Origin of the sequence: Massilia violaceinigra (assembly GCF_002752675.1) — a bacterium.
In the GTDB taxonomy this organism is placed as follows: Bacteria; Pseudomonadota; Gammaproteobacteria; order Burkholderiales; family Burkholderiaceae_D; genus Telluria_A; species Telluria_A violaceinigra.
In genome coordinates, this window is sequence record NZ_CP024608.1 from 351,854 (window position 1) to 373,668 (window position 21,815).

A 21,815-nucleotide genomic window follows, 5' to 3' on the forward strand; every position below is an offset into this window, starting at 1 on the left:
GAGCCTGGTCAGTTATCCAGGGCGCCGTTGAGCAGGTCCGCCACCAGGGTGGTCAGGCGGTGGCGCGCCCGCGCGGGAGCAAACGTCTGCGCATGGCCCCATGCGCCGGCCGCGAAGGTGGCAAAGCCGTCCGCCTGCCACGGCGGCGAGCGGACCAGCGCCAGCTCGTCGCCGATGGCCTGGGCCAGCGCCGCGATGTCGCCCGTCGGCACCAGGCGCGCGAACCCGCCGGCGATGGCCGGCGTGTTGGAATTGTCGTAGCAGACTACCCGGCATCCGGCCGACAGCGCTTCCACGATCGGCACGCAAAACCCTTCATGGTAGGTGGGCAGGACGAATACGTCGCCCTGCACCAGCAGGCGCTGTTTGAGTTCGTCCGGGGCGTCGCCGTGCAGGCGCAGCGTGACGCGCGGGCCGAAAACGAGCGGCCACTCAGCCGCCGCGCTGTGCACCGCATCGACCAGCACCGGATCGGAGAAGCCCAGGTTGGCCACCAGGTCGAGCGCAATCTGCGCGGTGGTGTCGGCCCGCAGGCAACGCGCAACGGCGTCCAGCAGGTCGGCCACGCCTTTCGACTGCACCAGACGGCCGATGAAGACGATGCGCACGACGCCATCGGCATGCCCCGGCTTGGCGGCGCAGGGCTGCGCCTGGCCATGCACCGCCAGCGGCAGCACGCTTGCCGGCGTGGTCACCGCCGCCGCGCGCAGCACTGCCAGGTTGCTGGCGCTGTCGCAGGCCACATGGTCGGCGAACATGACGTTTCCCATCTGCGCGAACGACTTGTCGATGGTGGCGTGATGTTCGGCGCCGACGAACTGCTTGGGCGTGATGTTATGGAACACCACCAGGCGCCGCGCATGCGCCGGCACCAGCATGATCAGGTCGAACAGCGGATAGAAAATCCCGAAATGGAAAATGACCGCATCGCTGGCCTGGAAATGCGGGTCGGGCAATATGTCGGTGACGTCGCGCACGAGACGGTGCGGCACGGCGGCATGCTCGCAGGCGTAGGCGAACAGCACCACCTCGTGGCCGGCCTCGATCAGCCAGCCGATGTTGTCGGCGATGGCGTTCGAGATGGCGTCGTTCCTGACGCAGATGCCGTGGACAACCGATATTTTCATTGACGCGCCTGTGCAAAACGGCCGACCGCGATGCCGTACAGCGGCGCGCTGTCCTGCGCCATGCGGCGCGAGATGAATTTGTCTTCAAACAGCACGCGCCCCGCACGGCCCATGGCGGCGCGCAGTTCGGGCAATGCGGCCAGCGTGCCGATGGCGCCGGCCAGCGCGGCACTGTCGCCCGGGGCTACCAGGATGCCGTTGATGCCATCACTGACCACTTCGGGCATGCCGCCGGCGGCGCAGCCGATCACCGGGCGCGCCTCGCGCATGGCTTCGACGAACACCAGGCCGAACGACTCGTAACGGCTGGGCGCCACGAACACGTCGCAATCGCGGTAGGCGGCGCGCAGGGTGGCGTCGTCGACGCGGCCTTCAAACGTCACGCGCTCGCCCCACGCGGCCAACTGGCCATTGCGGCGGCAGTGTTCCTTGTAGCTGATTGCCCCGCCCGACATGAGCAGCATATCGTCGCCGATGATGCGAAAGCGCACCCGCGGATGCTGCGCCAGCACCGGGTCGACCGCCGCGAGCAGCACGTCGATACCCTTGCGCGCTTCAAGGCGGCCGACGAACAGCACCGTGAGGCTCCCATCCGCGCGCGTGGCCGGCGCCACCGCATACGGCACGTCGGGCATCCCGAGCGGCACCAGGCGCAGGGTGGCGTCGTCGAAGCGAAAGCCGTAAGCCTGCTCGATGTCGCGCCGGATCGCGGCGCTGTTGGCGCGGACCGCCTGCGAACGCTGCATGAGTTCCTTTTCGAGCGCCAGCATGGGCGTGCCGAAGCGCGTCATCCACGCGGCATCGTCGCGCAATTCGGTGCGGCCCTGCAGCGAGAAATGCAAGGTCGTGTGCAGGCTGGTGACGAGCGGCCACTCGGCGGCCAGCAGAAAGGCCACGCCTTCGGCATCCCAGATGGGCGCTTCGACCAGGTCCAGCGGGCGCTGGCTGGCAATGCGGCGCGCTTCGGCCAGCGCGGTGGCGGACCAGTTCCAGATTTCTTGCGGGATGCTGCGCTCGATCGCTTCGCAGGTACGCGCGTACTCGCGCAGCGCGATCCGGTGCACCCACACGCCGCCCACCAGTTCAACGTGGCTGTGGGTGGCGCTTTCGGTAATCACGTACACCTGATGGCCTTCGGCGGCCAGCGCCTCGGCCAGGTCGCGGCTGAAGGTGGCGATGCCGCCACGGTGATTGGGCGGGTAGTCGCGCGACACCAGCACCAGCGTGCGAGCCTGCGCGTTGTCGACGGTGGCAAACGCCAGGAATGCGCCCTGCCAGCGCGCGCGTTTGGCGGCGTCGATGCCGCTGGCGACAGGCGCCAGGGCGTGCCGCACACCACGTCGTTGCCCCACCTCCCAGGCGCGCGCATGTTCGTCCTCGAACCCGGCGCGGCGCTCTTCGCCGGCGCTGCCGTTGGCGATCATGAATTCCAGGTGGCGCCGCTGCGACGCGGCCGTCTCGCCGTTGTGGGCGTCGATCTGGACACGCGTGGCGTACTCCAGGCCGTGCTTGAGCGAGAAGTAGATGGTGTTCTTGAGGATCGGGTAAATCGCGCGCGGCAGCCGGGCATGATCGCGCACTTCATTGGGCGCGGTCTTGTGGTGCACGTAGGCGTGCGGCAGCTGCTTGAGCAGGTAGCCGGCATCGACCAGCCGGCAGCAGACGTCGGTCTCGTCGAGGAAGTACTCGAACTCTTCGTCGAAACCGCCCACTTCCAGCAGCGCCGAACGCAGGAAGGAGGCGTTGGTCCCCTGCAGATAGGGAAATTCGCGCGAGCCGGGAAAGCACAGCTGCGGCGTGCTTTTGCGGTGGCTGATATCGACGTCGCCGAGCCGGTTGGCGGTGGCGTAGTGGTACTGGAAAGTGTAGCCGCTGCTGTCCAACACGCGCCCGCCGGCGCCGCCCACGCCCGGCTCCTGGTAGGCTGCGGCCAGTTCGGTGAGCCATTCCGGTTCGGGAATGGCGTCGTCGTCGATGAACGCCACCACGTCGCCGGCGGCCATGCAAATGCCGATATTGCGCGACACCGACAGGTTGGCGACGTCGCAGCGCGCGCTGCGGATGCGCGGCAGCCAGGATGCGATCACCTGCTCCGAATCGTCGGTGGAAGGGCCGTTGACGACGATCACCTCGAACCGGCCCGCGTAGCGCAGGCGGCACAGGCTCTCGAGCGTTTCCTGCAGCAGGGCGGCGCGGTTGAGGGTATTGATCACGATCGAAAAGGTGATCATGGGCGCTGCGCGGCCTCCAGCTGGTCCAGGCGCTCGCGCAGCGCTGCCAGATCGCGCCCGATCAGGCGCAGCGCAACCGGCGTGGACGCGACCAGGTTGTGCGGATCGCGCTCGGCCGCCAGTACGCGGGCGTTGAGCTCCGACATCGTCTTAAGCAGCATCGGCAACTGTTCCCGGGCAAGGGCATCGCGCCGCAGGTTATCGTCCGGCAGGCGCACGACGGCCACCACGGTCCGGATCAGGCGGCCCAGCAGCGGCCATCCCGCCATGCTGCGCACGGCACGTTTGATCAGCATTTTCATCGGACAGCACCTATTTTCTCTATAGCAAGACTGCCGGATTCTGGGGGGGCATTAAGTATCTGTCAATAGTGCTCAAGAGGAAAGCGGGCTTGACGGCCTCAAATAGAATCTATATTCTATTTGAATGGTCAGACTCGCAAAATACAACGCACATACATTCATCGACGGCGCCATCGGCATCGCCGCCGCCTGCGGCATCGGTTCGGTGTCGATGTCGGCGATCGCCATCCGGGCCGGCGCGCCGATCGGATCGGTGTATCACCGCTTCGATTCGCGCAGCACGCTGCTGGCGCATGCCTGGCTGACGGTGAAAGCCGATTTTCGCGAACAGGTGGCCCGGCACTGGGATGAAGACGACACGTGGATACCGGTGGCGGCGCTGCTCGACTGGTGCCGCAGCAACCCGGTGTACGCGCGCTTTTTGCTGCAGTACGAAGACTGCCCGGACCTGGGCGCGCCGCTCACGCCGGAACTGAGCGAGCTGCTCGAAGCGGAGCAGGCGCGCCTCGACGCCTGCTTCGAACGCTGCCTGCAACGCCGCGGCGCCGCAGGCGACGATGCGGCCCATACGCTGCGCTTCATGCTGATCGACGCCCCGATCGCTATCGTCAAACCCTACCTGGCCCAAAACAAGGCGATTCCCGCCACGCTCGACGCGATCCTGCGTGCCTCGCACGACGCCGTCGGCGCGCTGGCCGCCACACCTCACTGAGAAACCCCATGCGCTATTCCACCCAAACAGAACACGGCAAACCGATTCCCCTGTACGACGAAGCGGGCTTCGAAGCCATGCGCGCGGCCGGCCGCGTGGCCGCCGACACGCTCGACTTCATCGCTCCGCACGTGCGCGCCGGCGTGTCGACGGCAACGCTGGACGCCATGTGCGAAGAATTCATGCGCGCCGCCGGCAGCATTCCGGCCACCATCGATTACCACGGCTACAAGCACGCCAGCTGCATTTCGGTGAACCACGTGGTCACGCACGGTATTCCGTCGGACAAAAAGATCCTGCGCGAGGGCGACATCGTCAACATCGACGTCACGCCCAAACTCAATGGCTGGTTCGGCGACACCAGCCGCACCTTCGAAGTGGGTACGGTATCGATCCTGGCCAAGCGCCTGGTGAGTTCAGCCTACGAGGCGATGATGACGGGCGTGCGCACGGTGCGTCCGGGCGCCACCCTGGGCGACGTCGGCGCGGCGATCGAGACGTATATCAAGGCGCAGGGCTTTTCGTCGGTGCGCGATTTTTGCGGCCATGGCATCGGCCAGGTATTCCACGATACGCCGCAGGTGACGCACTACGGCCGCCCCGGCACCGGCATCGTTCTCGAACCGGGCATGATCTTCACGATCGAACCGATGGTCAACGTCGGCACCCACCAGGTGACGGTGTTGCCAGACAAATGGACGACGGTGACCAAGGACCGCAAGTGGTCGGCCCAGTTCGAGCACTCGGTGGCGGTGACGGAGAGCGGCGTCGAGATCTTTACGCTGTCGGCCGCCGAGCGCTAACGGTTCTGGTAAGCGCCGATTTCGGCTTGCGCCGCCGCGCGCAGCGCTGCCGCATCGACGCCCAGCGCCGCCAGCGAACGTGGCGCCACGCCCTGGCGCATTGCCGCCACCAGCGCCACCACGTGCGCACCCAGCAAGGGGCCGCGTTCGCCCGAACGCTGCCGCGCCAGGGTTTGCATCAGGTCCGCGCCCGACGGCGCCGCCTCGTACAGGCCCCGGCTTGGTTCGAGCGGCTCGGATGCATCGAGCGCGCTGGCCGCTGCATCGGCCGTGAGGCCAGCAAAACGCAGCGCGTCGCGGTACTGCTGGGCGATCGCCTGCGGCAGTTGCGCCGGATCGGCATGAACCTGTTCGAAGGCGCGCCGCGCCGTGCCGTCGTCCAGGTCGAGCGCGGAGAGCAGGAAATGCTCCACCGCCGGTTCGCGCTGCTGGTCGGCCAGCGCGTATTGTTCCGCCCCCTGGCACAGATGCTGAATCGTCTTCATGTCGCCCAGACGCTGGCGTATGCGTTGAAACATCGACTGCCTCCCGTTTAACTGTCTTCGTCCGTCACTGAACCGGCCAGGCGCTTGTGGGCGGCCTGTTTCGACACGCCCAGTGCCTGTGCAATGTCGCTCCACGACCAGCCCTGCTTCACCGCCGCGTTGACCGCCTTGCGTTCGAGCGCATCGGCGTAACGGCGCAGCGCCACGACCGCCGCCAGGGCTTCGGCGGGGTCGTCGGGGGAAGGCATCTGGCGCGGATCGATCATGGGAGTGAAGATAAGCCAGGCCGGCGATTCTGTCAACATATGTTGACGAATCACCTGGATAACGCGGCAGGGCCGTTAATACCACATTTTTGCGCTTGCCAAATTGGTATGCATAAAACATGGCAAGCGGCACCCGGCTGCGGGATGCCGCCTGGAATCAAGTATTGGTGCAGGCCTTGCCGGCCAAGCCATCGGCCACGCCGCGCAAGGCGGGCTTTTGCTGATAGGCGCCGTCGAACAGCAGCGGCCAGTCGGCGTGCGCGTTTTTAAACAGGTCGCTGATGAGCCAGCTGCTTGGATCGCTCACACCCCACACCGTCACGCCGCCGCGCAATTTGGCCGGTACCGTGTCCATATACGCTTTCACGACTTCGCAATAGCGCTTTTTCTGCGCCAGCGCCAGTGCCGGCGTCAATACCCGCTTGATATCGCCGGCTTGGTATGGCGGGCTGAATGGATTATTGATCGGGATATCGAGCTCGGTGATCTTGACCTTCAGATTGCGGTCCACGGCCCGTTTGAAGGCCGCTGAAATGGTGCTCACCGATGGATAATCCATATAAATATGCATCTGGAAGCCGACCCCGCTGATCGGCACCGAACGCGCCTTGAAACCGTCGAGCATCTCGGTCAGGGTTTGCAGCTTGGCGGCGTCGGCCTCGATGTTGTAATCGTTGTAGTACAGGTCGGCCTTCTTGTCGGCGGCGCGCGCATTGATGAACGCCTGTTCGATATAGTCGGTGCCCGTCTTCTGGTAAAAAATCGAATTGCGGTAGCCGCCGCCGTCGTTAATGGCTTCGTTCACCACATCCCAGCTCGCGACTTTGCCGGAGAAATGCCGGGTAATCGTTTGCACGTGCGTCTTGAGCATCGCCAGCCACGCCGCTTTGTCGCCCTGATAGTTTTTCATGAACGCCGGAACCTGATAGTCGGAGTGCCAGATCAGGGCGTGCGCGTGCAGGGTTTTGCCATTGTCCCTGGCGAACTTTAAAAAGTCGTCGGCCTGGGTGAAGTTGTAAGTATCCTGGGCTGGATGCAGATAGCTCATCTTCATGATATTACCGGCCGTGAGCTGGCTGAAATGCGTCTTGATGACCGCCTGCTGCGCCGGGCTGTTGGTGTAGCTGAAGGCTTCATTGCCGTAGGCGACCGAGACGCCGACCGGGAACTTGGCCAGCCTGCTTAATCTGCTTACGTCGGTGGCGCTGGTTTTTTCGGATGAGCCGGAGTCGAAGCCGGTCATGCTGTCGTCCGCCTCGCCAGCCAACGCAGATGGAGGCGCATCGTCGGCCTCCGGGATCGCATCGGCCGTGTCGACGGCCGCCGTGTCGACGGCCGCCGCGTCGGCGGCCAACGGTGGCGCTGGCGTGGCCGTGGGGCTGCCTGGGTCGGCGTCGCCGCCGCAGGCGGAAAGGAGCAGGCATAAACTGAACGTGGCAGTAGAAAGTCGCATCGGATCTCCAGAATGGTTTTGTGGGTTGCAACATTGAGTGCAGTGAATCATGAAAACGTTTTCATTAGCAAATAAATAACGTTTTGATTTTTGATTGTGCGGTAAACACATGCGCAAGTCAATCATTGAAACCCCGTCGCGACCACTTCACGGCCTGCGTTTGTCCGCCTCGACATCGTTATCTTTTTGCTTGCAACAGAACCTTCCATCCCGCACTGGTATTGCTCGCAGGGGTAATTTTGAAAACCAGTTGACTACCACTTTCACGGCGATCATCCTGACGCATTTTGAACTGCAAGCGAGCGCGCGATGTCGGCCGGACCGGCTGTATGCGTGCTTCCGACGTCGTCCTGCCCGAAAGGTAAATCAACATGAAAACACTCACCACCATCGCCGGCGCCTGCGCGCTGTTATGCAGCGCCAGTGCCATGGCACACGGCTACATCACCCAGCCCGAATCGCGCAATCTGCTGTGCAAGCAAGGCGGCAACAGCGCCTGCGGCGCCATTCAATGGGAACCGCAAAGTCTGGAGGCGCCATCCGGTTTTCCGGCCCAGGGACCGGCGGACGGCGTCATCGCCTCGGCCGCACTGGCGCAATTCGGCGAACTCAATGAACAGACCAGCAGCCGCTGGACCAAGCGCCCCATGCAGGCCGGCGCCAATGTCTTCAAGTGGCAGTTTACGGCCAACCACGCCACGCGCAACTGGCGCTATTACATCACCAAGTCGAACTGGAATCCGAACCAGAAGCTTACCCGCGCTTCGTTCGACCTGACCCCGTTCTGCGTGATCGACGGCGGCAACCGCCAGCCACCCGCGCAGGTCAGCCACAACTGCACGGTACCGCAGCGTACCGGCTACCAGGTGATTCTGGGCGTGTGGGAAATCGGCGATACGCCGAACAGTTTTTATAACATGGTCGATGTGCTGTTCAAGGATGGCGGAACGGTGCCGGTGCCGGAATGGACGCAGCGCGGCGCGATCTATCCGTCGGTCGACTTGGCCGCCGGCGACAGCGTGGCCACGCGCGTGTTCGACGCCGCGGGCGAAAAACCGGAACTGCAGACCAAGGTCACCATCGGCAGCGCCAGCGAAGGCTTGCGCAATAACTGGGCGCATCTGCTGGCCACCCGCATCAACGCCGAACAACCGCAGCTGCACGCGGGCCAGATGGGCCAGGACGGCAAGATCACGCCGGTGTACGGACAAAACACCGTGTATGCAAAAACGGCCAGCGCGCTGACCCGGGTGGAAGTGCAGATCAACAAGGACCAGACGCCACCGCCGGCCGACTTCAGCGTCAGCGATTTGCGCACCTCGTATGTGATCAAGGGCGGGCAACTGGCGATCAACTTCAGCGTCAGCGCGAATACCGACATGGACGTCAGCGCGTATGTGTACGACCAGGCGGGCGTGTCGAAGGGCTTTGCAACGGCGCCGCTGAACAACAACAGCGCGGCGCTGGCGCTGAACCTGAGCGCACCCAAGGCGGGCGCGCACCAGCTGGTGCTCAAGGCGGTGGTCAAGGACGGCGGCGCGGTGCTGCAGAAGACCTTCCCGCTGACGCTGACCGAAGAAGGCGGCAGCGCGGCCTACGATCATGTGTTCCCGGCGTCGCTGGCCACCTACAAGGCCGCCACCCGCGTGCTGCAGCAGAAGAACGGCAAGGTCTACACCTGCAAGCCGTTCCCGTACAGCGGCTGGTGCACGCAGTGGACCGCGGCATCGACGCATTATGAGCCGGGCGTGGGCGCCAACTGGCAGGACGCCTGGATCGCACCGTAAGCCGGCAGGCTTGCTTATCTGGTAGCGGCGGCGGGGGCGCTCATGCGCACCTCCGCCAGCTTCCACGTTGCCAGGCCGTGTCGCTCCATCACGAGCGACATGCGCCGGTCACCGGGTTTGTCGGGGTCGAGGTGCATGATGAACTGGCTCAAGCCGACGCGCTCGGACGTGTACTTCGGATCGGGCTTCTTGGCCGCATCCCCTTCTGCGCGCTGCGGGCGTGGAGTCAGCGTTCCCTGTTCCATCGCGCGCATGACGAATTCCGGCCGCACCATGGCGTCGACCATCTTGTCGGCCATCGCTATTCCCAACATCTTGCCGATTGCCGCACCGGCCTCACCGAGTCCGCTGGTGTCGTTGCGCTTGACTTCCTCGTTCATGGCGGCGCTGAGCTGCACCTTGACGCTTTCGCGCAGGCGCGGGTAGTCGACGCGCTCGTTGAAGCGCTCGGCGTTGTTCTCGCGGGCCGCCGCGCGCATCTGGTGCAGGGCGATCAGGGGGGAGTAGTACCAGTACGCTGCGCCGGCGGCGACGCAGAGCGTGGCGATACCGAGTTTGAGGTGAATTGCCTTCACGATGTCCTTCTGTAGGTTGACGGTGTGCCGATCGCACAGGGCGGATTCTACACGGCGCGCGCCGTCAAAATGTGATGATGAAGCGCGCCCCGGCGCCGACCGATTTGGCATAGCGCACGGCGCCGCCATTGCGGTGCACCAGCTGGCGCACCATGGCCAGGCCGATGCCGCCGCCTTTGCTTTTGGTGGAAAAGAAGGGTGTGAAGATATCGGCGATCACCTCGTCCGCCACGCCCGGCCCGTTGTCGCACACTTCGATCCGCAAGCGCCCGCCGCGCGCCAGCCTGGCGCTCACCGCAACGTGCGGCGCGGCGCGTTGCGCGCACGCCTGCGCCGCGTTCTGGAGCAGGTTCACCAGCGCCTGTTCCAGCTGGCCCGGATCGGCCATCAGTTCGAGCGATTCCGGTTCCACCCTGAAGTCGGCGCTGCCGCCGCGCGCCTGCCACGCCGGCGCGATCAGGGCCGACAGGCGCGCGAACATCTCCTGCACCACCACCCGCTGCGGCGCCGCTTCCGGCACGCTGGCCAAGGCCCGGTAGCCGCTGACGAAATGGGTCAGGCTGTCGGCGCGGCGGGCGATTGCGTCGAGCGCGATGGCGAGGTCGCCGGCGATATCGGGCGGCAGGCTGGCGCGCACGCCGTGCACCATGTCGCGCGCACTGTGCGAGAGCGACGCGACCGGCGTGAGCGAATTCATGATCTCGTGCGTCAGCACGTGCACCAGCTTTTGCCAGGCCTGCATGGCCTCCGCCGCCAGCTCGTTTTCCATCGGGGTCAGGGCCACCAGCCGCTGCGGCCGGCCTTCGATGCTCAATGCGCCGGCAGTCGCCAGGGCACGCTCGATGCCTTGTTCGGTGTCGACATCGATCATGCGGCGCTGGCCCGGCGCCAGGCCAGCCAGGGTACGGCGCAGGGCATCGAGGTCGGTGGCGCGGCCGGGCGCCAGCAGGCGGCGCGCGTTGGCGTTGACCGGCTCTACGGCGAGGGGCAGCTGTGCACTGTCGATACGGAACAGGGCGATGGGCGCATGTTCGACCTGCGATTCGAGCGCCAGCACGCGCGCGGCCAGTTGCGCCTGGTCGTGCGGCACGCCGACCGGTATTTCCAGCGGCGGCAGGGGCGCCACCACCGCCGACGCGGCCAGTCCGCGACGAATCAACCCCACGGCCACCAGCGCCGCCAGGGCACCGCCCGCCGTCGTCAGCGAGACAGCGCCATGCGCACCGACGCTCCACGCGGCGGCGCCGAGCAGCAGCGCCCCGGCCCAGATGGCGCGCCGTGGCGCGGCGTCAGAGGCCATGCTTGGCACGCTTGCGGTAAAGCGCGGCGCGGCTGATGCCCAGCAGGCCGGCGGCATGGGTGATGTTGCCGCGCACCTGAGCCATGGCGGCGGCCACGGCGTCGCGCTCGATGGCGTCGAGGGCCAGCATGTCGGTGCTGGCCGCGCGCGGCACCGGGGCTGGCTCGCCGCCGTGCAGGCCAAAATCGGCGAGGCCGTGGATGCCGGGCTGGCCGAGTATCACCGCGCGCTCGCAGGCGTGGCGCAACGCGCGCACATTGCCGGGCCAGGGGTGCGCGCACAGCGCGTCGAAGGCGTCCGGGGCGATGGCGGCGGGCGGCTTGCCGTACAACTGAGCGTAATGGGCCAGGTAATGTCGCAGCAATGCGGGAATATCGTCGCGCCGCTCGCGCAAGGGCGGCACGCGGATCACGATGGTATTGAGGCGGAACAGCAGGTCGGGCCGGAAGACCTGCGCGTCATACAGCCTGGCTTCATCGAGGTTGGTGGCGCTGACGATGCGCACGTCGATCGCTTGCGGGCGGTCGGCGCCGAGCGGCGTGACTTCGCGCCGTTCCAGTGCCGTCAACAGTTTCGATTGCGCGGCCAGCGGCAGGTTGCCTATCTCGTCCAAAAACAGCGTGCCGCCGGACGCCGCCTGGAAGCGGCCGGCGCGGTCGCTGCGCGCATCGGTAAACGAGCCTTTACGGTGGCCGAACAATTCACTCTCCAGCGTCGCTTCCGGCAGGCTGCCCATGTCCACGGCGAGAAACTGCCCGGCGGCGCGGCGCGAGGCCAGGTGCAGCGCGCGCGCGACCAGCTCCTTGCCCACACCATTCTCGCCCAGCACCATGACGTTGGCCTGCGTGGGCCCGACGCTGGCGATCAGTGCGCGCAACTGGCGCATCGGCAGCGATTCGCCCATCAGGGCATCGAGGGCGCCGCTGGCCGGTAATGCAGGCGCAGCGCGCCGCGCCAGCGCGCCTTCGACGATGGCGAGCAGGCGCGCGTTATCCCATGGCTTGGTCAGAAAATCGCTGGCGCCGCGCTTCATCGCCTCGACCGCCAGCGCCACATCGGCGTAGGCGGTCATGACGATGACCGCCGGTACATCCGGCAGCGCGCGCAGCTGGTCGAGCACCGCCAGGCCCTCGGCGCCGTCGGTGCGCCCGGGTGCGAAGTTAAAGTCGAGCAGCACCACGTCGGGCACGCCGCCCTCCAGGTGGCGTGCCAGCTGGCGCGGATCGGCTAGCGTGGCCACCTTGGCCGCGCAGCGACGCAGCACCAGTTGCGCCGCATAGGCGACGTCGGCGTCGTCGTCGAGGATCAGGATGCGGGCGGGAGTGTCGGCCATGGCGCGGAGGATGAAAACAGGTGCGCCGATTCTAGCAGCAGGGCACCGGCGCCACCAATCAAACCGTCCAATCGCGGCCAAGGTGTCCGGAAGCGCACACTTCGCACCGTCCGCTTTCGCACGGATGACGGGCAACGCGCCTGTGCGAACCGGCGCTTGCCCTTGGCGGGCGCATGGCACGGATGTTGCGATCCATCCCTGCATTACTTCACAGCCCGATCGTCGCCATGATTGTTCCGATAGCCCCACCAGCAGAGCGCAGCAGCGGCGCCGCCATGGATCAGCCGCTGCAGCGGCGCCGCGGCAGACGCGCCATGACCGCTGCGGCGCTCGCGCTGGCGCTGCTGGCCGGCGGCGCGGCCCTGTGGCAGCAGCTCCCGCGCGGCTTGCAGGTGGCACGGGCGGACGCGCGCATCGCCAGCGTGACGCGCGGCGTGTTCCGCGACGACGTGGCCTTGCGCGCCATCGCGGTGCCGCTGCACTCGGTGATGCTCGACGCGGTCGAATCGGGCCGCGTGGAAGAAGTCTTTGCGCGCGACGGCGCGCCTGTGAAACATGGCGAGGTGCTGTTCCGGCTGTCGAACCCGCAGCGCCGGCTGGACCTGCTGGCGCGCGAGGCGGAGCACGCGCAGCAGATTTCCAACCTGACCAACCTGCGCATCGCGCTCGAAGCGAGCCGCATGGAGCGCGAGCGGCGCGGCGCCGAGCTGGCGTTCGCCCTGACCCTGGCCGACAAGCAGCATGCGCGCAACGCAGCGCTGGCGCAGAAGGGCTTCGTGTCTTTGAGCGCGCTGGAAGACTCGGAAGACCGCGTGGCGCAGCAGCGCCGCCTGTACGAGAGCGAGAAGGCCGGCTACAGGACCGAGACGGCCACCCAGCGCGACGCCGTCAGGCAGATGGAGCAAGCCATCGGCCGGCTCGAAGCGGGCCTGCAACTGGTCAACGCCACCATCGATGCGCTGGCCGTGCGGGCCCCGGTGTCGGGCCGCCTGACCGATTTTCATTTGCAGGTCGGCGAAACCGTCAAGCCCGACCAGCACCTGGGCCGCATCGACGACGTGGACCAGTTCAAGCTGGCCGCCCAGGTCGACGAGTACTACCTGAACCGGGTGGCGGTGGGCCGCCAGGGAACGGCCACGATCAATGGCCGCGCGCATGCGCTGACGGTAAGCCGGATCTACCCGCAGATCAAGGAAGGCCGCTTTGCGCTGGAACTGGCGTTCGCCGACGGCCAGCCCAAGACCCTCAACCCCGGCCAGGGTACCGAAGCGCTGGTCACGCTCGGCGGCGCCAGCGAAGCGCTGCTGCTGCCGCATGACGCCTTCATCAACGACAGCGGCGGCGTGGCGGTGTATGTGCTGGACAAGGATGGAGAAACCGCCGAACGGCGCGCGATTCGCACGGGCCGGCGCAATAACACCCAGGTCGAGGTGCTCGATGGCCTGGCGCCGGGCGAACGGGTCATCGTCTCGTCGTATGCCGGCTACGGCAAGGCGCCACGGCTTCAGTTCCTGGAATAGATTTTTCAAGTTTGCTCACCCGGAGATGACACAATGAACCCCACATCAATCCACCCCGCACCACAACAGAAGGACGGCATGCTCAAGCTACTCAATGTCAGCAAAACGTTCCAGGGCGGCGAAGTGCGCACCACGGCACTGGACCGCATCACGCTCGATATCGATGCCGGCGAATACGTGGCCATCACCGGGCCGTCCGGGTGCGGCAAATCGACCCTGCTGTCGGTGCTGGGATTGCTCGATACGCCCGACAGCGGCGAATATTGGTTCGACGGACAGAACGTGGCCGGGTGGAGCGAAGCGCAGCTGAACCGGCTGCGGCGCGGGCGCATCGGCTTCATCTTCCAGAGCTTTAACCTGATCGAGGAATTGTCGGTGGCCGAGAATGTGGAACTGGCGCTGGAGTACATGAACGTGCCGGCCAAAGAGCGGCGCGAGCGCGTGGCGGCGATGCTCGACAAGCTGGGCGTGGCGCACCGCGCCAAACACCGCCCCTCGCAGCTGTCGGGCGGGCAGCAGCAGCGCGTGGCGATCGCGCGCGCGCTGGTGGCGAACCCCGCGATGCTGCTGGCCGATGAACCGACCGGCAACCTCGATAGCGCGCATGGCGATGACGTCATGCGCCTGCTGCGCCAGATTAACGCCGAAGGCACCACCATCATCATGGTGACGCACTCGCCGTCGCACGCGGCGCAGGCATCGCGCACCTTGCGCCTGCTCGACGGCCGCATCCTGGTCGATGCCTTGCAAGCGGCGTGAGGGAGCGATCATGAAACTTACGGATTTTCGTATCGGCTGGCGCACGCTGTTGCAGGAACCGGCGTATTCGCTGGTTGTCATCGCCGGCCTGGGCGTGGGCTTTGCGGCGGCCCTGCTGCTGTTTGGCTTCGTGCGTTTTTCATGGCAGTACAACGCCGAGGTGCCCGGCGCCGATCACGTCTACATCGTCAAGCAGCGCTACAACGTGGATCCGAAGGCGCCGTGGTTCGACCAGGCGCCGATGATGCTGCGCATGGCGGCCGCCAAGGCGCCCGGCGTGCTCGCCTCGACCGCCTACATTCCGACGCGCCCGCACATCAAGGGACTGACGACGACCATCAACGGCCAACTGCATGCGATGGACGGGCTGACGGTGATGCCGGAATTCGCCGGCATCCTCGGCTTGCAGGCAGTGCGCGGAAACCTCGAGGCCGCGCTGGAGCGGCCGGAAGGCTTTGCCATCACCGAAGCGGCGGCGATCCACCATTTCGGCACGGCCGATATCGTGGGGCGCACCATGCTGGTCGAGGGCAAGCTGCTGCGCGCCACGGCGGTGCTGCGCACGCCGGCCGCCAACACCACCATCCCGTTCGAGGTGCTGGTGGGCGTGCGTTCGGTGCTGGCCGAGGCGCACGTGCAGGAAGAGATGATGACGGGTAAATCGGGCTGGTGGGGCAAGGTGCTGGTTCGCGTCGATCCGGCGGCGTCGGTAACGGCGCTCACGGCATCGCTGCAGCAGGCCGTTGACGACGCGCCCGGGATCCAGAACGTTCCGCCGGAAACCAAACAGCGGCTGGGGCAACGGAAGGTGATGGATGTCGCGCTGTCGTCGCTGCGGGACGCCTATTTCGACCGCGACATGGGACAGACCGAGGTGATTGCGGCCGGGGAGCGCGGCAACCCGGTGGTGATTGCCGCACTGGCGGCGATGGCCGCACTGATCCTGGCGATGGCCGCCATCAATTACGTCAACCTGGCGGCGGTGCGCGTGCTGCGGCGCCAGCGCGAGGTGGCCATGCGCAAGGTGCTGGGCGCGGGCGTGCGCCAGATCGTGTTGCAGCTGCTCGCCGAATCGATGCTGGTGGCGCTGCTGGCGACGGGCCTGGGCCTGCTGCTGGCGTGGCTGGCGCTGCCCTTGTTCGCGCAGCTGGTCGACCGCAAGCTCGATGGCATGCTATCAAGCGCCAATATCGGCGCGGCGCTGGCCCTCGGCCTGGCGCTGGGCGCGCTGACGGCGGCGTATCCGGCGTGGATCGCCATGCGCGTGCGTCCCAGCCAGGTGCTGGCCGGGCGTGGCGACAGCGAGTCGGCGCGCGGCATGCAGCTGCGCCGCGTGATGACGGTGGTGCAGGTGGCCACCGCCATGGGCTTTGCCGCCATCACCCTGGCCATTGCGTGGCAAACCGTGTATGCCATGCGCGTCTCGCCCGGTTTCGATCCGGCGCCGCTGCTGATTGTCGACCTGCCGGAAACGCTGCGCGACAGCGCGCGGGTGCGCAGCTTCGTCGCGGCGCTGTCGGCCCAGCCGGGCGTGGCCGGCACCGCGATCTCGGAAGACGCGGTGGGACGCCATCAGGTGTCGTGGCTGCGCGACCTCAAACGTCCGGGCGGGATCAGCGCATCGATGGAAATGAAGTCGGTCAGCGCAGCGTTCTTCGAGCAGTACCGCATCGCGCCGCGCGCCGGGCGGCTGTTCGGCGCCGCCGTCGACAAGGAAAACGATCCGGTGCCGCTGGTGTTGAACGCGATCGCCACGCGCGATCTCGGCTTCGCCAGTCCCGAGGCCGCGCTGGGCCAGACGCTGTTGTTTACCGGCTTCGATAACAAGGTCCTTCAGAAGCGCGTGGTGGGCATCGCGCCGGAGCTGCGCTTCCAGTCGCTGCGCGAGCCGCCGCATGCGATGGCTTACGAGTTGTGGACCGCCGGGATGACGCTGAGCGTACGCGCAACGGGCTCGCTGGCGCCGGTCGAGGCAGCGGTGCGCAGTTTGTGGCCCCGGTATTTTCCCGACGCGATGATCAAGACGCACCGCGCCGATGCGATCCTGGCGCTCAATTATGCCGAGGATGCCCGGGTGGCCAAGCTGCTGGCGATTGCCACCGGCATCGCGCTGGCGATCGCGGCGTTCGGCACGTACGTGCTGTCGGCGCACACGGTGCAGCGGCGCTCGAAGGAAATCGTGCTGCGCAAGCTGCACGGGGCGCGCCGGCGGGCCATTGGCCTCCTGGTGGTGCGTGAAATCGGCACGCTGACCGCGATCGCGGCGCTGATCGCATTGCCGCTGGCGGCGGTGGCGATCAACAGTTATCTGGCGACCTATGTCGAGCATGCGCCGATCGGCTACTGGACCTTGCTGTTTGCGCTGGCGTCGACCGTGGCGGTGGCGCTGGTGGCCGTGGCGCGCCACGCGTGGCTGGCGATGCGCATGCTGCCGGCGGACGCGCTGCGGGTGTAGGGACTTAGAGCAGCTTCATGAATTGGTTGCACATGGGTCGTGCGGTAGAATCGGAACGGTCGGCCCGCACTTTTGCGGCAGCCAATGCTCATTTCAGGTATCCGCATGCAGACACTGATTCAGATCATCGAAACGTGGTGGACCGGCGCATCGCGCGGCGCGCCGGGATCGGTTTTGCGAAACGCCGTTCCGGAGCGCGTTTCGATTCCCGATTGCTCTCTGTCCGATCCGGTTCTGTTGCATCTTGTGCGGTCCTATGAAAGCCGCCAGTTCGCCATCGATCATGGTACGGAAGTGGTCCGTTTCGCCCAACAGCACAGCGAGGCCTTTCCGCTCACTATCGAGCACACGGCGGCAGGCGTCCATGTCGCTTTCCTTGGCTATCACGCCCGGCGCAGGCCGGCGAAAGCCGTTTCCGACGTGCTGCTGGAACCGAACTGCTGGGTGCGGATCATCGGGAATTATCGCGTGGCGCAAGAGTGCGGTTGGGTGTACCGCAAGGTCGTGTTCAATATCTTCCACGGGCCGGCGCTGCGGGCCAACGAACTGATGGCAAGCAAGCCGCCGGTCGCGCGCATCGATCATCAGCGCCACCTGTGGTGACGCGGTTGGCGAATCAGCCTGCGCCGACGTCGCGCAGCATGTAGACGTCGTCGTAAAACACACCGTCGACGCACAGGGCGCGCGGTTCGTGGCCGAACTGGCGAAATCCCATCGATTCATACAGCGCCAGCGCTGCCGCGTTGCCGGCGGTGAGGGTCAGCGTTACCTGGCGCAGACCATGCATGGCATCGGCGAAGGCGAGCGCGTGCGCGAGCAGCTGCCGGCCGACGCCCTTGTTGCGCCAGGCCGGCGCCACCACCATGCCACGCACGAAGCCCTTGTGGCGCAGCTTGGGCGCACTCTCGCGGCCCACGCCGACGATGCCGACGAGTTCCGCGCCATCGAAGGCGCCGAAGCGGTTGCGTCCCGAGTCCGGTGCCATGTGCGCTTCGATGGTGGACAGCGGCGTGTCGCACTCTTCCTCGTAGCTGGAGCTGAAGGCGGACGGGCATTCCTGCAGGGACGCCAGACGCAGCGACTGGAATGCGGAGGCATCGGAGGGAACAAGGCGGCGTATATGCATGAAAGGCCAGTGAACGAAGTCGGATGACGATGATAACCCAGTCCACTACGGAAGGTCCCGTCGCCGCCGCTACGCTGTTCGACAATGCCGGCGTACAGATTGGCTCCGGCTGCAACGATTATTATCGGCGTTGCGCCATCCAGGCCATGACGGCGTCACCGTCCTCGAAGACGAACGGGATACGCATAATGGCCCGTCTTTGCCGCGAAGAGTACAAGAACAAATTTGTATTACCTTGCAACGTCATCTTCCCGTAGTCCGCTATGTCGCTGCGCGCAATTGTCCGGGTTGTGAATGCGCGGCGCAGGGTGAGCGAGCGTGGCGTCAGGGTTAGCCGAAAGCGTACCGACGTTGTCATCAGCCCGATGCCGCAGCACAAGATCACAAGAACAAACAGCGAGTTGAAAACCGGCTCGCCCTGATTAAGCTCGGCGCGTTTGGCTAGCAAAGAAAAACCAAGGGCAATGCTACCAATCGTTATGAAGGCGCCGAAGACGAAATACAGCACCCGTCTGGGAAAAGGTTCACAGTAGTTCATCGCCAAGTACCGTTCGCTGAGGAGGCAGTGACGGAAAGCGGATTTGGCATCATTTTTGGAATGGGGCTGCGTTGGGGAATAGATGTTGTCATTTTATGCAATGCGGCATCGATCCGCCAACGGTAAAAGGCAATGACAAATACCATCCCGACCAGCTTATTGGCTCTCGCCACGCTGATGCGTGACGAGCACGTGGCGGCCGGCGGGACTTATTGACAGCCACCGAGCAGTTGGCGAACCTGCTGGACGAATTTCTGCGCCGCCTGCGGTCCCTGCACTGCACTTTTCATATAGCTCACACGCAGTTTGACGAAGTTGTTTTTCATGGTGGTCAGATAGGATGCCGAGGCCAGTGTGCCTTCCGGCAAGTCAATCTCGAACTCGCGCACGATGAACTGGGGGCCGCAGCCAGCGAACGTGGTGGTCCTTTCGGCTTTTCCGACGGCTTGCGTCATGCGCACCTTGCCCGTGCCTTCCCATGCTTTCAGGTCGGCGACGACTTGTTCAAAATGCTTGCGCACGACCGGTGCGTCGATATCGGCCGGCACGGAGGCCAGCCCTCCATTGTAGATATACAGCGCCCCGCGCATCCCCCTGTCACTACCGGTATATTCGATTGCCACGCCGAGTGCCTTTTGCGGAAACGCCGTGCGTCCCTGCAAGGTCATGCCGGCGATTTCAGAGGGAAACGATACACCGATCGACGGTTCATACGTGGTGGCTTGCGCCATGCTCGTGGTGGTGACGCAGCAAAGTGCGAGGGCGACTAGATAATTGCGCATGCTGGGGTTCCGGTGCGTGGGATCTGGGTTCAGACGGGGAAAGACGGGATTGTAGCCTGCCTGAACGCGGCGCTTTCTATTTGTCCGGCCAGTCCGAGGGAGCGGCGGCATGCATACTGCTGCGAACAGCATATCAGCCAGTTCCCGTACCAGCGGCATCGCTCCAGGGACGCAGCATGTCCGGCGAGGGCAGGAACGATGGCGCGGCACCGGTCAAACCGACAACCTCTATTCCGCTCAGCATACTCTGGCTTGAAAAGATGAATATGCCGGCCAGATCGTCACCGGTGCCGAAGACAACATCGCCAAGGATGTGAACGCCAGCAGGGGCGGGGGGACGGCCCCGTACCTGGAAGTCGATGCTGGAGCAGCCACATCCGCAGCGCCATGGCGTGACTTCCAGCAAGTCCAGCTGGCCGAGGTATTGCTGTGCGTCGGCGTTGCCGTTGCCTAGCATGTGGCGCACGAGTCCAACCTCGGCTTCGGTGAGGGCACGATTGGCGGCAGCCGGCGGCACGGGGCCGTGGGTGGCATGTGTGTCCGGCACACTCATCGGGCCGATACAGCCTGGCGCCGGCGGGCACAGGCACCGAGCAGCGTCAGGCCGGCGAACAGCATCGCGTAGGTCTGCGGTTCGGGGACCGGTGGCGGCGGATTGGCATCGACAGTGGCGTGGTTGGTCATCTTGAAATAGCCATCCAGGGCAATGGCGCCGCTGCGCAGCTCGCCGAGAAAATGGTCGGAGCGGGTGCCGTCCTCCACCGAGGCGGTGTAGCTGAAGACGGTGTAATCGACCACCTCGGGTGGGGTCCACACGAAAAGGCCCTGGACCGTCACGCCCGACAGCGCCTGTATCGCGCCGCCAGTGTCGTTCGCGCGCAGGGCAATATCGGCGGAAAACTCCAGCCTCGTCGATGGTGTCAGGCTGAACTTGAAGCGGTATTCGTTTTGGCCGCCGAAGGTCTGATAGCCCGGCGTTACTGCGGTGTACTGGGCCTGCGCCTGCATGAAGTCGCTACCCGTATGGGTGGAAGACGAGCCGAACGCTTCGCTGAGCGCGGTCGTGCCGATATCGCCGATGGTAAAGAAATGGGTCACCGCGCCGTTGCCGTACAGGCTGGACGAGCGGCGGATCACATTGCTCTGGTCCGCCGGGGTAATCGTGATGTAAGGCGTGATGCCGTCCGCGAGGTCGAGATCGACGAGGCGGTAGCTGAAGCCGGTAATGTCCGAGCTGGCCGACGCCAGCTGCGCCTGGGCCGGGAACGCGCACAAGGCGCTGGCGGCAAGCGCGACGTGGCACAGCCGGTGAATGGAATGCGGCATGGTAATCCTTTCGGGTCGAGCGGCCATCGCCCTCTGGACAGCCATCAGTCAAACGTCAAGCATAACAAAACGATACCACTTTCCCGAGCAGGCAGGGGCCTGCGGCAAGACATTTTCGTCTGCCGTCGGGTTGGCGATCCGCGGCGATGGTGAACAGGACATATTTTCATCAAGCAATGCTGATTCATCGCATACCATAGCGTCCCAAGCGGACTGCCGGAAACGGATCAGTTCTGGTTTCATTTTTACTTTACAGCCATGTACCCTTCCAAGCGCACGTCCACCGTCATCATGCTGCTCATCTTCGCCGTTACGTGGATCAATCCGCCATGGCCGGTGGAACAGGCGCTGCATAGTTCGCTCACGCTGGTCGGCTTTGCGCTGTTGTGGAAGTTTTCCCGGCGCGGTGGCCTGACCGACTTCGATTTCCTGCTCATCGCCGTGTTCCTGTCCGTGCACTCCATCGCCGCGCGCTGGCTGTATTCCAACGTGCCTTACGATGCGTGGGGACAGGCGCTGTTTCACATTTCCATCGACCAGTCGTTCGGATGGACCCGGAATAACTTCGACCGGCTCGTGCATTTCCTGTTCGGCCTGTGCTTCACGCCAGGAGCCATCTCGTACCTGACTTCACGGCGCGGATTGTCGGTGCGGCTGGGATTCTATATTGCCGTGTCGGCGGTGATGGTCACCAGCCTCTGGTACGAATGGTTCGAGTTCGCGGTGGCGATGATCTTGTCGTCGGAGGACGCCGAATCGTACAACGGGCAACAGGGCGATATGTGGGATGCGCACAAGGACATGCTGCTGGCCACCTTGGGCAGCCTCCTGTGGGCCTGGTCGGCGTTGCGCGCGCCATCCGGGGGGCGCGGTCCCCAGGCCGGCGTTGACCAATAAAGCGGGAAGGCTGGAAGCGTGCTTGACGCGACGAATCA

23 protein-coding genes are annotated in these 21,815 nt (G+C 65.3%); 8 read left to right on the plus strand and 15 right to left on the minus strand.

The window, feature by feature from the left end; all coding sequences use genetic code 11:
- Positions 1-8: 8 nt before the first annotated feature.
- The 3 genes from CR152_RS01650 to CR152_RS01660 are packed head-to-tail and all read right to left on the minus strand — an operon-like array spanning position 9 to position 3,660.
- Positions 9-1,127: a glycosyltransferase family 4 protein gene (locus CR152_RS01650; protein ID WP_099873206.1), complete on the minus strand. Its 1,119-nt coding sequence runs from the start codon at positions 1,125-1,127 to the stop codon at positions 9-11.
- Positions 1,124-3,358 (minus strand): glycosyltransferase, encoded by a 2,235-nt coding sequence (locus tag CR152_RS01655; protein ID WP_099873208.1) that lies wholly within the window; start codon positions 3,356-3,358, stop codon positions 1,124-1,126. Before CR152_RS01655 ends, CR152_RS01650 begins: the two co-directional genes overlap by 4 nt.
- A complete protein-coding gene (locus CR152_RS01660) occupies positions 3,355-3,660 on the minus strand; it encodes a hypothetical protein (RefSeq protein WP_099873210.1) in 306 nt (101 codons plus the stop codon). The genes CR152_RS01655 and CR152_RS01660 overlap by 4 nt, the downstream gene beginning before the upstream one ends.
- Positions 3,661-3,784: 124 nt before the next feature.
- Between CR152_RS01660 and CR152_RS01665 the strand changes: the two genes are divergently transcribed.
- Both CR152_RS01665 and map read left to right on the plus strand, forming a co-directional pair.
- Positions 3,785-4,372 carry a TetR/AcrR family transcriptional regulator gene (locus CR152_RS01665; RefSeq protein ID WP_099873212.1) on the plus strand — a complete coding sequence of 196 codons (588 nt, stop codon included), beginning with the start codon at positions 3,785-3,787 and terminating at the stop codon, positions 4,370-4,372.
- Between the two features lie 8 nt (positions 4,373-4,380).
- Entirely contained in the window at positions 4,381-5,175 is a 795-nt protein-coding gene (gene map / locus CR152_RS01670) for a type I methionyl aminopeptidase (protein WP_099873214.1), read from the plus strand.
- On the opposite strand, the gene CR152_RS01675 is transcribed toward map, so the two are convergent.
- The 3 genes from CR152_RS01675 to CR152_RS01685 form a co-directional block, all read right to left on the minus strand.
- Entirely contained in the window at positions 5,172-5,693 is a 522-nt protein-coding gene (locus CR152_RS01675; protein ID WP_099873216.1) for a Clp protease N-terminal domain-containing protein, read from the minus strand. The genes map and CR152_RS01675 overlap by 4 nt on opposite strands.
- A 14-nt stretch (positions 5,694-5,707) precedes the next feature.
- Positions 5,708-5,965 (minus strand): helix-turn-helix domain-containing protein, encoded by a 258-nt coding sequence (locus CR152_RS01680; RefSeq protein WP_229413245.1) that lies wholly within the window; start codon positions 5,963-5,965, stop codon positions 5,708-5,710.
- A gap of 118 nt (positions 5,966-6,083) precedes the next feature.
- A complete protein-coding gene (locus CR152_RS01685; RefSeq protein ID WP_208640052.1) occupies positions 6,084-7,379 on the minus strand; it encodes an endo-1,4-beta-xylanase in 1,296 nt (431 codons plus the stop codon).
- 371 nt (positions 7,380-7,750) lie between these two features.
- Between CR152_RS01685 and gbpA the strand changes: the two genes are divergently transcribed.
- Positions 7,751-9,166 carry an N-acetylglucosamine-binding protein GbpA gene (gene gbpA, locus CR152_RS01690; protein ID WP_099873220.1) on the plus strand — a complete coding sequence of 472 codons (1,416 nt, stop codon included), beginning with the start codon at positions 7,751-7,753 and terminating at the stop codon, positions 9,164-9,166.
- 14 nt (positions 9,167-9,180) lie between these two features.
- Here gbpA and CR152_RS01695 read toward each other — a convergent pair whose 3' ends face one another.
- From CR152_RS01695 to CR152_RS01705, 3 genes are all read right to left on the minus strand, one after another.
- Positions 9,181-9,741, minus strand: coding sequence for a DUF2939 domain-containing protein (locus CR152_RS01695; protein ID WP_229413246.1), 561 nt, complete (start codon positions 9,739-9,741; stop codon positions 9,181-9,183).
- 64 nt (positions 9,742-9,805) lie between these two features.
- Positions 9,806-11,041: a sensor histidine kinase gene (locus CR152_RS01700; protein ID WP_099873224.1), complete on the minus strand. Its 1,236-nt coding sequence runs from the start codon at positions 11,039-11,041 to the stop codon at positions 9,806-9,808.
- Complete coding sequence (locus tag CR152_RS01705) at positions 11,031-12,374, minus strand: sigma-54-dependent transcriptional regulator (protein WP_099873226.1); 1,344 nt, start codon at positions 12,372-12,374, stop codon at positions 11,031-11,033. The genes CR152_RS01700 and CR152_RS01705 overlap by 11 nt, the downstream gene beginning before the upstream one ends.
- A gap of 227 nt (positions 12,375-12,601) precedes the next feature.
- Between CR152_RS01705 and CR152_RS01710 the strand changes: the two genes are divergently transcribed.
- From CR152_RS01710 to CR152_RS01725, 4 genes are all read left to right on the plus strand, one after another.
- A complete protein-coding gene (locus tag CR152_RS01710; RefSeq protein ID WP_229413247.1) occupies positions 12,602-13,894 on the plus strand; it encodes an efflux RND transporter periplasmic adaptor subunit in 1,293 nt (430 codons plus the stop codon).
- Between the two features lie 78 nt (positions 13,895-13,972).
- Positions 13,973-14,653 (plus strand): ABC transporter ATP-binding protein, encoded by a 681-nt coding sequence (locus CR152_RS01715; RefSeq protein ID WP_099873230.1) that lies wholly within the window; start codon positions 13,973-13,975, stop codon positions 14,651-14,653.
- A 10-nt stretch (positions 14,654-14,663) separates the two neighbouring features.
- Positions 14,664-17,108 carry an FtsX-like permease family protein gene (locus tag CR152_RS01720; protein WP_099873232.1) on the plus strand — a complete coding sequence of 815 codons (2,445 nt, stop codon included), beginning with the start codon at positions 14,664-14,666 and terminating at the stop codon, positions 17,106-17,108.
- Positions 17,109-17,213: 105 nt separating this feature from the next.
- Complete coding sequence (locus tag CR152_RS01725; protein ID WP_099873233.1) at positions 17,214-17,711, plus strand: hypothetical protein; 498 nt, start codon at positions 17,214-17,216, stop codon at positions 17,709-17,711.
- Positions 17,712-17,724: 13 nt separating this feature from the next.
- Here the strand turns inward: CR152_RS01725 and CR152_RS01730 are convergent, their stop codons facing one another.
- The 6 genes from CR152_RS01730 to CR152_RS32625 all read right to left on the minus strand — a co-directional run bounded on the left by CR152_RS01730 (position 17,725) and on the right by CR152_RS32625 (position 21,123).
- Complete coding sequence (locus tag CR152_RS01730; RefSeq protein ID WP_099873236.1) at positions 17,725-18,234, minus strand: GNAT family N-acetyltransferase; 510 nt, start codon at positions 18,232-18,234, stop codon at positions 17,725-17,727.
- Between the two features lie 121 nt (positions 18,235-18,355).
- Entirely contained in the window at positions 18,356-18,778 is a 423-nt protein-coding gene (locus tag CR152_RS01735; RefSeq protein WP_157778282.1) for a hypothetical protein, read from the minus strand.
- A 203-nt stretch (positions 18,779-18,981) separates the two neighbouring features.
- On the minus strand, positions 18,982-19,554 hold the full coding sequence (locus CR152_RS01740; RefSeq protein WP_157778283.1) for a hypothetical protein: 573 nt from the start codon (positions 19,552-19,554) through the stop codon (positions 18,982-18,984).
- Positions 19,555-19,687: 133 nt separating this feature from the next.
- Entirely contained in the window at positions 19,688-20,101 is a 414-nt protein-coding gene (locus CR152_RS01745) for a hypothetical protein (protein ID WP_157778284.1), read from the minus strand.
- 2 nt (positions 20,102-20,103) lie between these two features.
- Positions 20,104-20,880, minus strand: a complete 777-nt coding sequence (locus CR152_RS32620) for a PEP-CTERM sorting domain-containing protein (protein WP_229413249.1) — start codon at positions 20,878-20,880, stop codon at positions 20,104-20,106.
- Positions 20,881-20,928: 48 nt separating this feature from the next.
- The gene (locus CR152_RS32625; protein WP_157778286.1) at positions 20,929-21,123 is read right to left on the minus strand and encodes a hypothetical protein; all 195 of its coding nucleotides are present in this window, start codon (positions 21,121-21,123) and stop codon (positions 20,929-20,931) included.
- A 15-nt stretch (positions 21,124-21,138) separates the two neighbouring features.
- Between CR152_RS32625 and CR152_RS01755 the strand changes: the two genes are divergently transcribed.
- Positions 21,139-21,777 (plus strand): DUF2238 domain-containing protein, encoded by a 639-nt coding sequence (locus CR152_RS01755; protein ID WP_099873244.1) that lies wholly within the window; start codon positions 21,139-21,141, stop codon positions 21,775-21,777.
- The last annotated feature ends 38 nt before the right edge of the window (positions 21,778-21,815 follow it).

Bases quoted from the DNA above. Each gene is read 5' to 3' on its own strand.
- CR152_RS01650 (WP_099873206.1), bottom strand. From the start codon at position 1,127: ATGAAAATATCGGTTGTCCACGGCATCTGCGTCAGGAACGACGCCATC.
- CR152_RS01655 (WP_099873208.1), bottom strand. From the start codon at position 3,358: ATGATCACCTTTTCGATCGTGATCAATACCCTCAACCGCGCCGCCCTG.
- CR152_RS01660 (WP_099873210.1), bottom strand. From the start codon at position 3,660: ATGAAAATGCTGATCAAACGTGCCGTGCGCAGCATGGCGGGATGGCCG.
- CR152_RS01665 (WP_099873212.1), top strand. From the start codon at position 3,785: ATGGTCAGACTCGCAAAATACAACGCACATACATTCATCGACGGCGCC.
- map (WP_099873214.1), top strand. From the start codon at position 4,381: ATGCGCTATTCCACCCAAACAGAACACGGCAAACCGATTCCCCTGTAC.
- CR152_RS01675 (WP_099873216.1), bottom strand. From the start codon at position 5,693: ATGTTTCAACGCATACGCCAGCGTCTGGGCGACATGAAGACGATTCAG.
- CR152_RS01680 (WP_229413245.1), bottom strand. From the start codon at position 5,965: ATGTTGACAGAATCGCCGGCCTGGCTTATCTTCACTCCCATGATCGAT.
- CR152_RS01685 (WP_208640052.1), bottom strand. From the start codon at position 7,379: ATGCGACTTTCTACTGCCACGTTCAGTTTATGCCTGCTCCTTTCCGCC.
- gbpA (WP_099873220.1), top strand. From the start codon at position 7,751: ATGAAAACACTCACCACCATCGCCGGCGCCTGCGCGCTGTTATGCAGC.
- CR152_RS01700 (WP_099873224.1), bottom strand. From the start codon at position 11,041: ATGGCCTCTGACGCCGCGCCACGGCGCGCCATCTGGGCCGGGGCGCTG.
- CR152_RS01705 (WP_099873226.1), bottom strand. From the start codon at position 12,374: ATGGCCGACACTCCCGCCCGCATCCTGATCCTCGACGACGACGCCGAC.
- CR152_RS01710 (WP_229413247.1), top strand. From the start codon at position 12,602: ATGATTGTTCCGATAGCCCCACCAGCAGAGCGCAGCAGCGGCGCCGCC.
- CR152_RS01715 (WP_099873230.1), top strand. From the start codon at position 13,973: ATGCTCAAGCTACTCAATGTCAGCAAAACGTTCCAGGGCGGCGAAGTG.
- CR152_RS01720 (WP_099873232.1), top strand. From the start codon at position 14,664: ATGAAACTTACGGATTTTCGTATCGGCTGGCGCACGCTGTTGCAGGAA.
- CR152_RS01725 (WP_099873233.1), top strand. From the start codon at position 17,214: ATGCAGACACTGATTCAGATCATCGAAACGTGGTGGACCGGCGCATCG.
- CR152_RS01730 (WP_099873236.1), bottom strand. From the start codon at position 18,234: ATGCATATACGCCGCCTTGTTCCCTCCGATGCCTCCGCATTCCAGTCG.
- CR152_RS01740 (WP_157778283.1), bottom strand. From the start codon at position 19,554: ATGCGCAATTATCTAGTCGCCCTCGCACTTTGCTGCGTCACCACCACG.
- CR152_RS32620 (WP_229413249.1), bottom strand. From the start codon at position 20,880: ATGCCGCATTCCATTCACCGGCTGTGCCACGTCGCGCTTGCCGCCAGC.
- CR152_RS32625 (WP_157778286.1), bottom strand. From the start codon at position 21,123: ATGAAACCAGAACTGATCCGTTTCCGGCAGTCCGCTTGGGACGCTATG.
- CR152_RS01755 (WP_099873244.1), top strand. From the start codon at position 21,139: ATGTACCCTTCCAAGCGCACGTCCACCGTCATCATGCTGCTCATCTTC.